Below are 15,477 nucleotides of genomic sequence, written 5' to 3'. Positions count from 1 at the left end.
GATTCACTCCTGCGATCTGCTGGTGCTCACGCCTCGGAAACCGAAGCGCCGCTGGATTTTTGGCCTACCTTGATGACGATCGTCTCGGCCGGCCGCGACGGGTAGAAATAGACCTCGACGGTGAGCATGCCCTGCTCGACCTGATCGGGCGGGTTGTTGGTCTCGTCGACGATGACGGTGAAGGTCTGATCGGGCGAGCCGGTTCCGAACGCGCCCTGCCGCCACAACCCGAGCAGGAACGGCGTCACGGTGGTCACCCTGATCGAGCGCCACAGCGCGTCGCGGTTGGGCTCCTGGCGTGCCCAGCGCAGCCCGTCGCGCAGGCTGGACTTGACGTAGTTGAACAACAGGCGCACGTTGACGTAGCGCCACCGGGGATCGCTGCTCAGCGTCCGCGACGCATCGATGACGACACCGGCCCGCGGCATGGCCCGGATACCGTTGATGGCGCCCTCGGTCACCAGCGCGGTGTGATCGGCGTCGGACAGTTTGGCTTCCGCGTCGAGGACGCCGCGCAGGTTCGCCTCATCGCCTGCAGGTGCCTTCCAGATACCCCGCGTCGTCTCGATCCGGGCGTACACCCCCATCACGTGACCCGTGGGCGGGATCGCGATGCGCGGGCTGCCCCCGGCCCCGATCGGATCCGGCACGATGATCCACGGGCCGTAAAGGGCCCCGTACGCCTTGGCCGCCTGCAATTTCTGGCCGTAGCTGATCGCCGCCGACAGGTTGCTCGCATCGACGAGGCCCTGGGGAGCGGCACCGACGAACATCGCGTCTCCGCGGTTGGCGCAGTATCCGAGTGCGGCGTTGGCCACTTCGAAGTCGTCGCGCTCGCAGCACAGCAGCTGGATGTTGTAGGCGTCGAATGCGCGGAATCCGCTGCGGGACGCCTCGTCTCCGATGAAGTGGCCGGCCGTGGGGGCGCCGTCGGAGCCGTCGTCGTCCAGCGACAGCCACGGTGGATCGTCGGTGGGAGCCGGTCTGCGATCGGCGTTCGTCGAAAGAAGGTCCGTCAGGCGGACGAAGCGCGAACCGGTCAATGGATGGTTGAGCCGGGTGAGCGCGTTGTTGGCACGGCGCGGCTGCATCGTGAGACCCGTGTGGGTTTCGACGGTGTGGTCGTTGTCGCCCACACCGCGCGCGATCACCAGGTCGAACTCCTCGTTGGAGACCGTGATCGCGTGTAGATCGGTGAAGTCGGTGAGTTTGGTCAGCCCGGGACTCCACGTCACCGCGCCGGTGGTGGTGTCAACGGCGGACAGCACGGTGCGTTTGCTGACCGTTCCGTCGCTCACCACGAGTGCGTCGCCGGGCGTGAATTTGCCCGCCTGCGCCAGCGAGGTGCCCGTCGCGGTGAGCGCGGCCACCTCGCCGAGCACGGGGTCGGCCGACTTGACCAGCGACAGGGCCGCGTTGTCCTTGTCGATCTGAAGGCTCGTCGGGCCGCCGGTCAGGATCGCCTGTTCACCCGTCGACACCAGCACCAGCTTGTTGTCGGCGTCGAGCCCGGCGCGCAGCAATCGCGTCTTCGCATTGATGGCGGTCACGACCTGCTGTCGGCTCGCCTCCTTGGGGTTGGGCGGGAAATCCGTTGCCGGGTCGAAGCCGATCGTTTTCGGGACTCCGTCGATCACGACGGAAAGCGCAGGGGCGGCGGACATGTCGATCTTCTCCGGCAGCGTGGCGGTGCCACTCACCGTCGCCGGCGACGTCTCGCGCAGCGGGCTGCCCGCAGACGAACTGTTGACCACCCGGACGAACAGGCCGTGGCCCCAGGAGCCCGGGTCCGCGGCGCCGCGGAACCCCGCCTCCACGGTCAGGGTATTCGCGCCTGCACTGTCCTTGAAGGTCCGTTTGGCGGAGGTGGACGCGGGGTCCGCCACCCGGTTGATGAAGGCGACCTGGCCGCCGTTGTCGAAGAAGCCACGCACCAGATATGCACCCTTGCCGCCGGTGAAGTAGCCACCGAACCGCTCGACGAACTGGGGGAAATTGGTCACGCGCGCAGGATCGTTCGGCACCCCCCGTTCGGTGAGGATGTTGAATCCCGCTACCGAGGTGGCAGCACCGGTGATCGAGGGTGACGTGGCGCCGTCGACCTCGACGACATTGATGCCGATGTCGAATGCCATGGGTGTCTCCTTAGGTGGTGCGGCGAGCGGGGTTGCGGCGCCGGCGGTTCGGTGACGACTGGGATGGCCGCACGGCCGCATCGGGCTGTTGCGGTTGCGGGTGGACGACGAGTACGCCGCGCCGGCACAGCGCGGCGACCTGGCCCAGCGCCGCGTCGTCTTCGGTGCACTCGATGACGTCCAGCGCGCCGAGGACCACCACACCGGAATCGAGGTGCAGCGCGACCGGGGTGGTCGTGGTGTTCGCGAGTTTCATGACATCACCATCGTTTCGGCCGATACGCGGATCACCTGCACCTCACGCACGGGCGGGCCGACCCGCGCCGGCGTCCGCGCGCCGATCCGGTACGTGAGAACCGGCACCTCGGCTGCGGAGCCGCCGAGACGGTCGGCGCCTGGGAGCGCCACCAGCTGGATCGGCGCGGGCTCACCCCCGACGACCAGTTCGCCGTTTGCAGGCAGCCGGTTGAGCACGGCCTCCAGCAGCAGTGCCTGATCGGAGCGGCTTGCCGCCACCGGTGAGATGGCGTAGTCGAGGTCGTACGGCGTGCCTGCGGTCACCTGCCGGAACCCGTCGGCGGTATAGTCCCGCCGCGCGGGCGCGTCGATCAGGCGGTGCGGCGCGTACCGCGCGTCGACATGCCGGATGTTCAATCCGGGTGCACCGGGCAGCGCCTGCTCGGGAGCTCGCACCGTCGCGCTCACCGGGGTGTCGCCCACCTTGATGCCGTTCAGCGCCGCGACGACGGCGTCATCGCAATCGATGAGCAGTTGCGGCCGGGCGGCGACGATGTCGTCGATGTTGACGACGAAAGACGGTTGCAGGCAACGGAACTGGATAGCCGTGACAGCACCGGCGACGCTCGCAGGCAGGTCGTCGATGCTGAAGTGCAGTGTTTCCCACCGCGCTGCGGCGCCGACGGAGATCAACCGGTGCCATCGGTTGGCGGGGTCGCCGAGTGCCACCGCGGCGGAGCCCAGCGTCAGCTCGAGCAGGAACCGCCCTCCAGTGGCGGCCCGAGAACGGGGCATCCGAATGGACAGACGCAACTCGGTGAACTGCGTCAGGTCGACGGCGGCCAGACTTCGCCGCAACGCATGCCCGGTCGCGTCGCCGTCCGCGGTGAGCTGGGTGCTCACCTTGTCGCCGCCCGTCCCGTAGGTTTCGTTGTCGTTCACGACGGTCAGCTGGCCCGACGGACTGGTCCCGTCGGGCCGCACGGTCGTCCATCGGGTCACATCGTCCATCGGGTCGACGACCTGCACGCTCATGGTGTTGCCGGGGAAAGGATCTCGCCGTCCATCTCCATGCGGCGACTATGGCCGCCGAGCTGTCACCGCGGCGTCACCGGCGACGGTCGGCCTCCCGCGCGGGATTCAGCGCACCGGACTCAACGCACCGGACTCAACGAACCGGACTCAGCGAACCAGGGCCAGTTCCACCTTGGCGTTGAAACCCGTGATGAGGGAACGCATGAGGGGTGACAGGGGTGCGCCGAGTTCGCGGTACAGCACGTCGCGGTAGACGTCCCTGGCCCGGTGCGCCTCGATGAGGTTGCCCTCGTCGAGGTGGGCCTCGATGAGGGCCTGCTGTGCGCTCTCCCGCAGAGGGTCGGCGGCGACGGCGATCAGCGCGGCCTCGATTCCCTCGGCGTAGCGTCCGACACGGCAGAGCGCGCCCGCCAGCCGCTCCAGTGCCTGAAGCAGGCTGCTGCGCAGGCGCTCCCGCTCGAGGACAACCCAGTCGTCATACCAGCCGGGTAGCACGCAAAGGCCGTGCTCGATGCCCGGCATCAACCTGAGATCGTCGCCGCGGGTCCGGCCGCTGAGGATCCGGTCCGCCCATGCGGCCAGGATCCGGACGTCGACGGGCAGTCCAGTTCGCAAGGCCAGCGCCTGTCCGTCGCAGTCGACCAGGTCCGTGCCAGTCCGGTGCAGCCGCCACAACGCCGACCGCAGGTTGCCCTCCGCTCGCCGGCCGTCGACGTCGGGCCAGAGCCGTCGTGCGAGATCATGTCGCCCGACGGGGCCGCCGTGCAGGCCCAGCAGCGCCAGAAGTCGCTTGCTGCCGTCCGGCGGGTCGAAGCGGACGGTGTCGAAGGTCAGATACGGGCCCTCGAACAGATGGAGGAAGGCGCCGCGATCGGCGGCGTGCGCCCCTGGCGAACGCGTATCCACAGTCCCATCCCTCGGTAAGGCGGCTGGAGAGACACACGCTAGGCGCCGGCGCGTCACGCGCGCGTCACCGTCCGCCCGGCGATCCACGCCGACAGGGTGCGGCCGAGCAGCGGTGACGGATCGACACCGAACACCCTGCGGTGCAGCACGGTGTAATCCCTTAGCACTCTGCGTGATTCAGCGATGTCACCCGCGCACAGATGGGCCTCGACGAGGGCGCGCTGCGCGCTCTCACGCATCGGGTCGGCGGCCACGACGGTACGCGCGGCAGCGATTGACTCCATGAATTGTCCTGCAGCACCGAGCAGTTGACTGAGCCGCTCGAACGCGTGCAGGGTGCGGTGGCGCAATCGTTCGCGTTCGAAGATCACCCAGTCGTCCCCCCAGCCGGGTAGCAGGTCGGTTGCGGCGGCGAACCAGGGAACGATCCGAAGGTCGCTGTCGCGCTGCTCACCTCCGATGACGCGCCGGGCCCAGTCCGCGGCGATATGGACGTCCACGTCGACGTCGGTACGAAGCGCCAGGCTGGTCTTGTCGGATTCCACCAACTCGATACCGCAACCACGCAGACGCCACAACGCGGTGCGCAGGTTGCCCGCCGCGCGCCGGTCGTCCACGCACGGCCACAGCGTTCCTGCCGTCAGGTTCCGGTCCACCCGACTGCGGCGCAACGCCAGCCACACCATCAGGCGCACTCCGCATTCCGGCACGTCGCTGCGCACGCCGCCGACGGTGAGATAGGGACCCTCATCCGAGGCGCCGGTGAACAGGTGCAGGCACTGGGCGCGGTCGGTGTGCGCCAGTTGTGCGGTCATCGCGCCAGCCGCCGGCCCCGGCCAGACCGGCGACGCGGCTCCGGAGGCGCGGACGGCGCTAGCGCGCATGCGGAGGGTGCCCCCCTTGTGGGAATCGCGCGAGGAACTCCCGGACGGCCCTGACCGCCTCGTCGATGTCGGTGAAGTGCCGCCTGACCGACGGACCGGGATCGTCGTGATGATCGGTGATGACGGTCAGGAGCAAGCCGGATGGCTGCTCCTCGACCCTCACCAGGCACACGCCCGACGCCGCGGCGTCCATTGCGGCAGCGTCCCGCAGTGCGCGTCACCGTCGCGTTACCGCAACGCGCCATGCACCCCACACTCGAGTACCGACCCGATTTCGACATCCGTCCGCGCCTACTTCCGCGTCGTAGGGCTCGCCCGAAGGCCCAGAACCGGACGCGAGCCCGGCACCGTGGCAATCATCGTTCGAGCCGGCCACAGTGCGCATGAGTAAGGCACTACTCGATTTGCCACGTGCGCGGATTCCTCCGCGCGACCGGCTCGGTGCGCAACCGCAATCAGGCTGTTACAGAAGTTGACACTGGGACCACTGAGGTTATTGTTCTTAGCTGGGTGACCTCGATGAAAGGGAGACCGTGCCGGGTCCGGCAACGATGCTTCAGCGAATCGCGGCGGGTGCCGCCGCCGTCGTCATGTGTGCTGGGCTGACCACGGCAGGTGCGCCGGCCGCCGGCGCCGACAGCGACGCGAAATCGTTGTTGCTGGGTGCGATCGCCAACACCAAGGGGTCCTACCTCGTCTACAACTTCGGCGGTCAGTTTGCCGCGCCGTTCCGCAACGCGGCGGGCATCGAGTACACGCTGAACAACGGCGGTCACCTGATGGCCATCAAGAACGCTTCGACCCGGCTCGGTCCGCGCTTGCTGGTCGACTCCCACCGCGGCTATCAGGCCCGCTGCGAACGCGATCCGCGGGCGCGCACCGGGGAGGGCCTGTGGCAGGCGTCGGAGACGTACACCCCGCTGCAGGCCTGGCAGGTGCTGGGGCAGCCGACGATCGCGGTCAACGCCAACTTTTTCGATATCCGGGGACAGCAGGGCGGGTCGTGGCGGGACACCGGCTGCAGCTCCCCGCTGGGCGCATACGTCGACAACACCCGCGGGCAGGGGCGCGCCAACACCGCGGTGACCGGAACCATCGCCTATGCGGGGAAACAGGGCCTCTCCGGGGGCGACGACCGCTGGGCAGCGCTGGCGACGATGATCCTTCCGGTCGGCGGAGCTCCGTACGTGATCATGCCGAAGTCCACCACCGACTACGACGCCGCGTCACCGGAGGTGACCCGGCTGGTCGACGAGGGCGCCCGGTTCGTGGCGGTGGCGGGACTCGGCCTGCTCGCCCCCGGCGAGACCGGCCAGCTCAACGATCCGGGTCCCAGCGCGGCGCGCACCGCCATCGGCTACAACGGCGCCGCCGATGAGCTCTACGTCTTCCAGGGCGGCAACTACACCCCCGACAACATCCAGGACCTGTTCCGCGGGCTGGGTGCCGGCCACGCCGTGCTGCTCGACGGCGGCGGTTCGTCTGCCATCGTGCTGCGCCGGGACACCGGCGGCATGTGGAGCGGTGCCGGCTCGCCCAGGGGCAACTGCGACACGCGGCAGGTGTTGTGCAATTCGCGGGAACGCGCGCTTCCCAGCTGGCTCGCGTTCGGCTGACGGTCCCTGACGTCCGGCGCCCCTGCCCGACCTGACCAAGCCATGAACGGGTGCGGGGCAGAAATGGAGTACCTCACTACTCAGATCGTCCCCTGGCTGCGCCGGAAGAATTGAGGAGGTCACATTCTCATCTCTGGACCGCGGGGGGGTTCCACGATGACCGACCATGTTCCCAGTAATTCCAGTTGCTCTAGTGGCTCTCGTGGCTCCAACAGCTCGGCAGAGCTCGGCCAACCACTGACACGGCTGTCCTCGCCGCTCACCGAACTGTCCGGCCACGTGTCGATTGCGGTGATCGGCTCGGGCTACGGCGGGGCGATCACCGCGTCGCGGCTGGCACGAGCCGGCCGGCAGGTGTGGGTGCTGGAACGGGGCCGTGAACTTCATCCCGGTGAGTTTCCCGACACCCTGCCGGAGGCCTTGACCAACGGGCAGGTGCACATCGGCTCCACGGTTCTCGGCAGCCGGACCGGGCTCTTCGACATGCGCGCTGGAGACGACATGAATGTCCTGGTGGGCTGCGGCCTCGGCGGGACATCGCTGATCAATGCCAACGTCTCGTTGGCCGCCGATCCCGACGTGTTCAAACGGGACTGTTGGCCGAAAGAACTGCAGGAGACAGGGGCACTCGATGCGGGCTACGAGCGAGCCACCGCCATGCTTCGGCCGCAACAGCTGCCCGCGCAGTTCGTCGGTCTACCGAAACTGCGAGCGCTGAGGTCCTCCGCCGAAGCACTGCCCAGCGGGCGCTTCTCGCTGCCACCGCTCAACGTGACATTCGACGATGGCCCCAACGCCGCAGGCATTCAGCAGAAGACATGCAACATGTGCGGTGACTGCATGTCCGGCTGCAACACCGGCGCCAAGAACACCGTTCTGATGAACTACCTGCCCGACGCGGTTGCCAACGGCGCCAAGGTCTTCACCAAAGTGGGCGTGCACCATCTCAGCCACTCGCCGGACGGCCGCTGGACAGTCCACTACGAACTCCTCGACACGGGCGGACAGCTATTCGACGCGCGGATGTCGACGATCACCGCCGACATTGTGGTGCTCGCCGCGGGAACCCTGGGATCCACCGAGATCCTGCTGCGCAGCCGCGCGGAAATCGAGCTGTCCGAGATGCTCGGGAAGAAGTTCAGCGGCAATGGCGACGTGCTGGCCTTCTCGTACAACGGTGACCAGGTGATCAACGGCATGGGGTGGGGTTCCCACCAGCACGAAGACCTACCCCCGGTTGGCCCGTGCATCACCGGACTCATCGACCTTCGGAACGGGCAACTCGACCAGGGGATGGTGATCGAAGAAGGCTCCATCCCAGGAGGTCTCGCTCCGTACCTGTCGGTTGTCTTCTCCGCAGCCGACCAATTGGTCGGTGAGGACACCGACAGCGGGTTACTCGACGAGTTGGGCGAGGCCTGGCGGCAGCTGCACAGTGCGATCGGCGGGGCTCGGGCCGGTGCGATGAACAACACCCTCACCTATCTCGTCATGGCTCACGACGGCGCGGACGGCACCCTCGAACTGACAGACGACCACGTGAAGGTGGTCTGGAACAACGTCGGTGACAAACCCATCTTCGAGGCGATAAACCGCAACCTGCAAGCCGCCGCAAGCAGACAGCAGGGCCAGTACATCATCGATCCCGTGTGGTCAAAAGCGTTGGGCAGGAAGCTCATCACGGTCCATCCGCTGGGCGGATGCCCGATGGGCGACAATGCGGAGTCCGGTGTGGTCAACCACTTGGGCCAAGTCTTCCGCGGCGAGTTCGGCGACGGCATCCACGAGGGCCTGTATGTCGCCGACGGCTCCATCATCCCCACCTCGCTGGGTGTCAACCCGCTGCTGACCATCTGCGCGCTTGCCGAGCGAAACGCGGAACTGCTTGCACAGAACAGGGACTGGGAGATCGACTACCTCAAACCGACCCCGAAGTTGCCGCCGCGTCCCACCATGACCGGCATCCTCTTCACCGAGCGGATGGCGGGACGGGTGGCGACCGGCGGCAGGATTCCGAACGACTACAGAGCTGCCCGGGCGGCCGCGAACAGCGACATGTCCTTCGTGTTCACGATTATCGTCGACGACCTTGAGGCGTTCCTCGACAATCCCTACCGCGAAGCGGCCTTGATCGGCACAGTCAGCATCCCGGCACTCTGCGACGAGCCTATACAGGTGTCGCAGGGCACCTTCAACCTGTTGGTGCCCAACCCCGACGTCGTCGGCACCGTCGACATGCGCTACCGGGCGAAGCTGACCTGCCTCGACGGAAGGACATACTTGCTGAAGGGCCGCAAAGACATTCGCGACGATCGCGGCTTGGACATGTGGGACGACACCACCACCCTCTACACCGATATCCTCGAGGGCGACAAGGCCGACAACGGCGACAATGGCGACAAGGGCGAAGGTCGGCTCGTCGCCCGCGGTGTTCTGACGATCGGCGTCGAGGACTTCACCCGGCAGCTACGCAGCATACGTGTGACGGGCACCCACGACATCGACGAGATCGTCAAGACCAAGGCCCGATTCGCAACGTTCTTCGCCTCCGAACTTGCTCATGTCTACGGCGGAGTCGCCTCGCCGTCCCGGTTGATCGCCACCGGCAGACCCCCACGTAAGAAGCGCGCGCTGCTGGCGCCGCTACCTCGGCTCTACCCGTTCACCACCGACGACGGTATCGACCTGTTGCTCACCCGATTCCAGGGCGGCGGCAAGGGACCCGTCCTGGTATCCCACGGTCTCGGCGTATCCAGCCAGATCTTCACGATCGACACCATTGAGACCAACCTGGTCGAGTACCTGTGCGGCAACGGGTTTGACGTCTGGCTGCTGGACTACCGGTCGAGCGTCAACCTCAAGGCGTCCCAGACCCAGCACACCGCCGACGAGGTCGCCAAGTACGACTATCCCGCAGCGGTTCACATGATCCGTCAGCAGACGAATGCACGGAATGTTCAGGTGGTTGCCCATTGCTTCGGCTCGACGACGTTCATGTGCGCGATGCTGGCAGGACTGCAGGACGTCCGCGCCGCGGTCTGCTCACAGATCGCCACCCATGTCGTCGCGCCCACCATCACGCAGCTGAAGTCGCGACTTCGGGTGCCCGAGGTGCTCGAGCGTCTCGGCCTGTACACGATGACCACGCGCGCCAACGATCGTCAGCCCTGGCAGGACACCTTGTTCGATCGGGCACTGGACTTCTGGCCGATGGGCGACCAAGGCTGCGAAAGCGCGGTGTGCCACCGTATTACGTTCCTCTACTCGCTGCTCTACAAGCATCAGCAGCTGAACACATCCACGCACGACGACGGACTGGCCGAAATGTTCGGCGTGGTCAACACATCGGCCCTCGCCCATCTGGCGACGATCGTCCGTCGCGGCCAGCTCGTTGGCGCCAGCGGTGCGGACTGCTACATGCCGAATCTGCAGCGATTGGCGCTGCCGCTCACCATTGTTCACGGCGAACAGAACGCCTGCTTCCTGCCGGAGAGCACGCAGCGGACCATGGACGTGCTGACGGCCGCCAACGGGCCGTCCTACTACCGCCGACACGTCGTCCCGAGCTACGGCCATATCGACTGCATCTTCGGCAAGAACGCGGTGCGCGATGTCTATCCACTCATCCTGCAGGGTCTAGAGCCCACGGCCACGCCATGAGGACGGCGTCGCCACCGGTGGACGCCGTGGTGGTCGGTTCGGGCTTCGGCGGCTCGATCAGCGCCTGCCGACTCGCGCAGGCCGGCCGCCGGGTGATGGTGCTCGAACGGGGACGTCGTTATGCCCCAGGCGATTTCCCTCGTGACGTCACCGACATCGACGCCCTGTTCTGGCGCAGGCGCCGGGGTGGACAGGCCATCGGACTCTACGACCTTCGGTTCTTCTCTGCTCTCGGATGCGTCGTCGCGTCGGGCGTCGGCGGCGGCTCGTTGGTGTACGCGAACGTCAACGTGCGGCCGCATGCGAACGTCTTCGAAGACCCCCGCTGGCCTCGGGGTACGGACCGCGCCGGACTCGAGCCGTACTACGCACGTGTCGCACATATGCTTGCCGTCGCGCCGTTGCCGCATGATGCACGTCTTCCCAAGAGGGACGTCTTTCACAGCGCCGGTATCAGCATGCGGCGGCTGGTATTCGACCCGGATGAAGCCGTCCAGTGGCCCGGGTACTCCGGCGACTCGGGACATTCGCATCCCCGGTGCCAGTTTCGGGCGGAGTGCGAGTTCGGTTGCCGCGTCGGCGCCAAACGGACCGCCGACACCACCTATCTCGCCGAGGCGGAGCGCCTCGGTGCTACGGTGCGGCCGGGCAGGCTGGTCGTCGGCCTGAACCCCGTGGCAGCCGGATACGCAGTGACGCACCGAGATGTGATCACGGGCGTGGAGGAAGTCACGGTGGCCAAGCGTGTCGTGCTAGCCGCGGGCACCCTTGGAACGAACGAACTGTTGCTGCGCAACCGAGATGTGCACAGGTCGCTTCCGATGCTGAGCTCGAGACTGGGCCTGGGATTCTCGGCCAACGGCGATTTCCTCGGTTCCATCCACAAGGCAAGCTACGACCTGCACCCAGAGCGCGGCCCCGACGTCACCTCCGTCATGCAGTTCTTCGATCGGGAACCGGGATTCACCCTTGCGGCGCCCACCTTCAACGAAGGGGTGATGAAAGCTCTGGCCACCTTCGGCCAGCCGTCGGCGCGAGCGCTTCGGCCGTTTGGTCCGGTGCTGTGGCGGGCACTGCCGAAGGCGGTTCCGCAGATGTTCGCACACGGTCTGCTGTCGTGGCCGCTCAAGTACCTGGCCCCGGGCAAACTGGACTGGCGGCATTCGACGAACCTGTTCGGCATCGGACGCGATAACGCGAACGGCCGGCTGCAACTCACTTCCCACGGCCTCGACGTGGTCTGGGATTACCACCGTGAGAACGCAGACCTTGTCGAGCGCCAACAACAGGCAATGGCCGACGTCGCCACCTACTATCGCGGCAAGTTTGCCCCCATTGTCATCTGGAATGCGTTCCGCCGCATCGTCACCGTGCATCCTCTCGGAGGTTGTGCGATTTCGGTCGGCCCCGGTACGGGTGTGGTGTCACCCGAGGGCGAGGTGCACGGCTATCGCGGCTTGTTCGTCGCCGACGGGTCAGTGGTTCCCACATCGATCGGCTTCCACCCGGTCATGACCATCTCGGCTCTCGCTGAGCGAACTGCCGACGCGGTGGTTGCCAGCTTCTGAAACCCATGTCCCGTCGGGGATGAGCGCAGAATTCGTCGGTAATGAATACGGCGGTTCTCCGCGAAGCCTTATTCTTAGCGAATCGGTAGCCCGATTGGCAGGAACGGCGGGTTTTCGGATGGCGGGGGCCAGCGTGTGCACGATGTGCGGCACGACGTTGCGTGCAGAAGCGCGCTTCTGCGATGCCTGCGGCACTCCCATCCCCCATGAGCCGGATGCCGCCGAGTACAAACAGGTGACCGTCCTGTTCGCCGACCTGGTGCATTCGATGCGGATGGCGGAGTTGCTGGGGGCCGAGCGGCTTCGTGAGGTACTGACCGAGCTCTTCGAGCGCGCGTCCGAGGTCGTTCTGCGCTACGGCGGCACGGTCGACAAGTTCACCGGTGACGGCATCATGGCGCTGTTCGGGGCCCCGGTGGCCCAGGAAGACCACGCGCTCAGGGCGTGCCTGGCGGCACTGGACATTCAGAAGGCAGCGGGCCGGCTCGCTGAAGTGGTGCGCTCCAGTGACCGCGTCGATCTGCGGTTGCGGATCGGACTCAACTCCGGGCAAGTGATCACCGGAGGGCTCGGTTCCCATCCGCTGACCTACACGGCAGTGGGCCAACATGTCGGGATGGCCCAGCGCATGGAGTCGATCGCCCCGCCTGGCGGGGTGACCATCAGCGAGTCGACCGCCAAGCTTGTTGAGCACAAGGCGGTGCTCGGCCCCGCCGAGCTTGTTCACATCAAGGGCAGCGACGTCCCGGTACCCGCTCGCCGTTTGAATCGGATCGACACCGAGTGTCACCCGATCCAGCGCACTGAGTCGAAGTTCGTGGGCAGACGGTGGGAAGTGAGCGCATTGGACGCTCTGCTCGAGCGGTCGGCGGACGGCCACGGAAGTATCGCTCGCATTGTGGGCTCGCCGGGGATCGGCAAGAGTCGGCTCACGCGAGAGGCAGCGGCGTCGGCGGCCGGACGTGGCGTCGACGTGTACTGGGCCTTCTGCGAATCCCATGCCGGCGACGTCCCGTTTCATCTGGCGATCCGGCTGCTTCGGTCCGCGTTCGGCGTGACCGAGCTCGACGACGAGGCGGCGCGAATACAGCTGCGGGCCCGCATCCACGATGCCGACGAGTCGGACGTGGTGTTGTTCGAAGACCTTCTCGGCATCGGCCAACCGGGTGCAGTGCTGCCGAAGATCGATCCCGACGCGCGGCGCCGCCGGTTGACTGCGCTGGTCAAGGCCGCCCAGCTGCACCGAAGACGACCGGCCGTCTACGTCATCGAAGACGTTCACTGGATCGACGACGTCAGCGACTCGATGCTGGCGGACTTCATGGTGGTCGTTCCGCAGACACCGGTGGTCGTGCTCATCACCCACCGGCCGGAATATCGCGGCCGGTTGGCGGCAATAACTACCGCACAGACCATCGTGCTTACGCCGCTGCATGATTCAGACATCTCGGCGATGATCTCCGACATGACCGGGCCGGATCCGTCTGTCGCCGATCTGCAGAAGACGATCATTGCCCGAGCCGCGGGTAACCCCTTCTTCGCCCAGGAGATCCTGCGTGACCTCGTGGAACGCGGCGTACTGCAAGGCCGTCGGGGCGCGTACGTATCAGCGGAAGATGCTGCGGAGGTATCGGTTCCGGCGACCTTGCAGACGACCATCGCCGCCCGCATCGACCGACTTCAACGCGCGGCCAAACGGACGATAAGCGCTGCCTCGGTGATCGGCTTGCGTTTCGACGCCGAGCTCCTCGGCGTACTCGTCGAACGCCCGATGCTTGACGACCTCATCGCGGCCGAGCTCGTCGACCGAGTGCAGATCACCCCGCGCGAGGAGTTCGTGTTCCATCACCCGCTCATCCGGGCTGTTGCATACGAGACGCAGCTGCGTTCGGATCGAGCCGATTTGCACCGGCGCCTTGCCGCCGCAATCGAACACGGGGCGCCAGCGGCGGCCGACAAGAACGCCGCGATGATCGCCGAGCACTTCGAGGCGGCAGGCGATCTGCACGAGGCATACGGGTGGCACATGCGCGCCGGCGGGTGGTCGGGCAATCTCGACATCGCCGCCGCGCGCCTGAGCTGGGAGAGCGCCCGCCGCGTCGCCGACGCGCTGCCTGCCGACGACCCGGCGCGGACAACCATGCGCATCGCCCCGCGCACCCTGCTGTGCGGGAATGCGTGGCGAGTGCACGCCAGTATTTCCGGCGACCTGTTCGACGAGCTGCGGCAACTGTGCGAACAGGCCGGCGACAAGGCGTCGCTGGCGATCGGAATGGCCGGCCTGGTCATGGAGCACGTCAACAGGGCCGAGCTTCGCGAAGCGTCCGCGCTCGCTTCGGAATACATGGGCGTCATCGATTCGATCAGTGAACCGGTGCTCGCCATCGCGCTGTCGTTCGCGGCGATCCATACCAAGGCCGAAACCGACGAGCTGTCCGACGTGATGCGCTGGGCTCAGAACGTCATCGACTTGGCAGCCGGGGATCCCACAAAGGGCAATCTTGTGCTCGGTTCGCCGTTGGCGGTCGCGACCGCTACCCGTGGCTTCGCTCGCTGGGGCCTGGGACAGTCCGTGTGGCGGGAAGATTTCGAGCACGCGCTCGCCATCGCGAGGAGGGCAGACCCGCTGTCGCATGCGGTCGTGATCGGATACATCTATCTCCCCGCGATCCCTGCGGGTGTGCTGCAGCCGACCGACCTCGCCCTGCAACACATCACCGAAGCGCTGCAGACCGTGCAGCTGACGGGCGACGACTTCGGCCTGGCGCTGGTGCAGTGCGCGCTGGGACTGCTGTTGGTGCATCGCGAGGAGGCGCAGGAACGCCGGCGAGGTCTGGAGATACTGGCGGAGATCCGTGAGATGTGCACGCAGGGCCGCTATGCGCTCACCGAATTGCCGGTCGTCGACGTCTTCTCCGCGCGGGAACGGGCGAGGAACGGCGATCTGAACGGCGCCATTCCGATTATCAGGGCGGCTGTCGACGACTTGTTCCGCATCGGCGTACCCGGGTGGTGCAACAACACCACCCGCGTACTTGTGGAAGCTCTCCTTGCGCGCAATGACGAAACCGACAGACGGGAAGCCGAAGAAGCCATCCACCGCCTCGAAGGCGGCAGATCCGATGCCGGGCTGGCGATCCGGCAGGTTACCGTGTTGCTGCTCCGCGCGCTCTTGGCGCGGGCCCGCGGCGATGCAGTCGGATTCCGCAATTCCGTCGACCTGTACCGGACCATGGCCAAAGCGTGCGGATACGAGGGCCACATCGCCACCGCCAACGCGATGGTGTGACGGGCGCATCCTGCCGTTGCTCATCTCGCCCCGCTCATCATGCCCCCGCTCATATGGTGAGTAGTGCCCTACCCCATTCACGAACGATTCCCGCCTGAGTATCCGCGAGACCGCGTGATCCCGATATAAGTGTGTGGGGTACGTCCG

At 66.6% G+C, this 15,477-nt stretch carries 10 protein-coding genes; 4 read left to right on the top strand and 6 right to left on the bottom strand.

Features of this window, described 5'->3' with window-relative positions:
* Nucleotides 1-26 precede the first annotated feature (26 nt).
* The 6 genes from ADBZ6K_RS18285 to ADBZ6K_RS18260 all read right to left on the bottom strand — a co-directional run bounded on the left by ADBZ6K_RS18285 (nt 27) and on the right by ADBZ6K_RS18260 (nt 5,390).
* Nucleotides 27-2,135, bottom strand: coding sequence for a phage tail sheath family protein (locus tag ADBZ6K_RS18285; protein ID WP_526349228.1), 2,109 nt, complete (start codon nt 2,133-2,135; stop codon nt 27-29).
* Nucleotides 2,136-2,145: 10 nt separating this feature from the next.
* Entirely contained in the window at nt 2,146-2,391 is a 246-nt protein-coding gene (locus tag ADBZ6K_RS18280; protein ID WP_526349226.1) for a hypothetical protein, read from the bottom strand.
* Nucleotides 2,388-3,407 (bottom strand): hypothetical protein, encoded by a 1,020-nt coding sequence (locus ADBZ6K_RS18275; RefSeq protein WP_526349224.1) that lies wholly within the window; start codon nt 3,405-3,407, stop codon nt 2,388-2,390. Before ADBZ6K_RS18275 ends, ADBZ6K_RS18280 begins: the two co-directional genes overlap by 4 nt.
* A 147-nt stretch (nt 3,408-3,554) precedes the next feature.
* Nucleotides 3,555-4,313 carry an AfsR/SARP family transcriptional regulator gene (locus ADBZ6K_RS18270; RefSeq protein ID WP_526349222.1) on the bottom strand — a complete coding sequence of 253 codons (759 nt, stop codon included), beginning with the start codon at nt 4,311-4,313 and terminating at the stop codon, nt 3,555-3,557.
* A 53-nt stretch (nt 4,314-4,366) separates the two neighbouring features.
* Nucleotides 4,367-5,128, bottom strand: coding sequence for an AfsR/SARP family transcriptional regulator (locus ADBZ6K_RS18265; RefSeq protein WP_526349220.1), 762 nt, complete (start codon nt 5,126-5,128; stop codon nt 4,367-4,369).
* Nucleotides 5,129-5,186: 58 nt separating this feature from the next.
* Nucleotides 5,187-5,390, bottom strand: coding sequence for a hypothetical protein (locus ADBZ6K_RS18260; protein ID WP_526349218.1), 204 nt, complete (start codon nt 5,388-5,390; stop codon nt 5,187-5,189).
* A gap of 358 nt (nt 5,391-5,748) precedes the next feature.
* Here ADBZ6K_RS18260 and ADBZ6K_RS18255 point away from each other — a divergent pair, with 358 nt between their 5' ends.
* The 4 genes from ADBZ6K_RS18255 to ADBZ6K_RS18240 all read left to right on the top strand — a co-directional run bounded on the left by ADBZ6K_RS18255 (nt 5,749) and on the right by ADBZ6K_RS18240 (nt 15,330).
* The gene (locus ADBZ6K_RS18255; protein ID WP_526349216.1) at nt 5,749-6,813 is read left to right on the top strand and encodes a phosphodiester glycosidase family protein; all 1,065 of its coding nucleotides are present in this window, start codon (nt 5,749-5,751) and stop codon (nt 6,811-6,813) included.
* 279 nt (nt 6,814-7,092) lie between these two features.
* Nucleotides 7,093-10,473: an alpha/beta fold hydrolase gene (locus ADBZ6K_RS18250; protein WP_526349214.1), complete on the top strand. Its 3,381-nt coding sequence runs from the start codon at nt 7,093-7,095 to the stop codon at nt 10,471-10,473.
* Entirely contained in the window at nt 10,470-12,041 is a 1,572-nt protein-coding gene (locus tag ADBZ6K_RS18245) for a GMC oxidoreductase (RefSeq protein ID WP_526349212.1), read from the top strand. Before ADBZ6K_RS18250 ends, ADBZ6K_RS18245 begins: the two co-directional genes overlap by 4 nt.
* Nucleotides 12,042-12,159: 118 nt before the next feature.
* Complete coding sequence (locus tag ADBZ6K_RS18240) at nt 12,160-15,330, top strand: ATP-binding protein (RefSeq protein ID WP_526349210.1); 3,171 nt, start codon at nt 12,160-12,162, stop codon at nt 15,328-15,330.
* Nucleotides 15,331-15,477 lie beyond the last annotated feature (147 nt).

The organism is Mycobacterium sp. (assembly GCF_044223235.1).
In the GTDB taxonomy this organism is placed as follows: Bacteria; Actinomycetota; Actinomycetes; order Mycobacteriales; family Mycobacteriaceae; genus Mycobacterium.
This window is presented reverse-complemented; position numbering and strand designations above follow the sequence as displayed.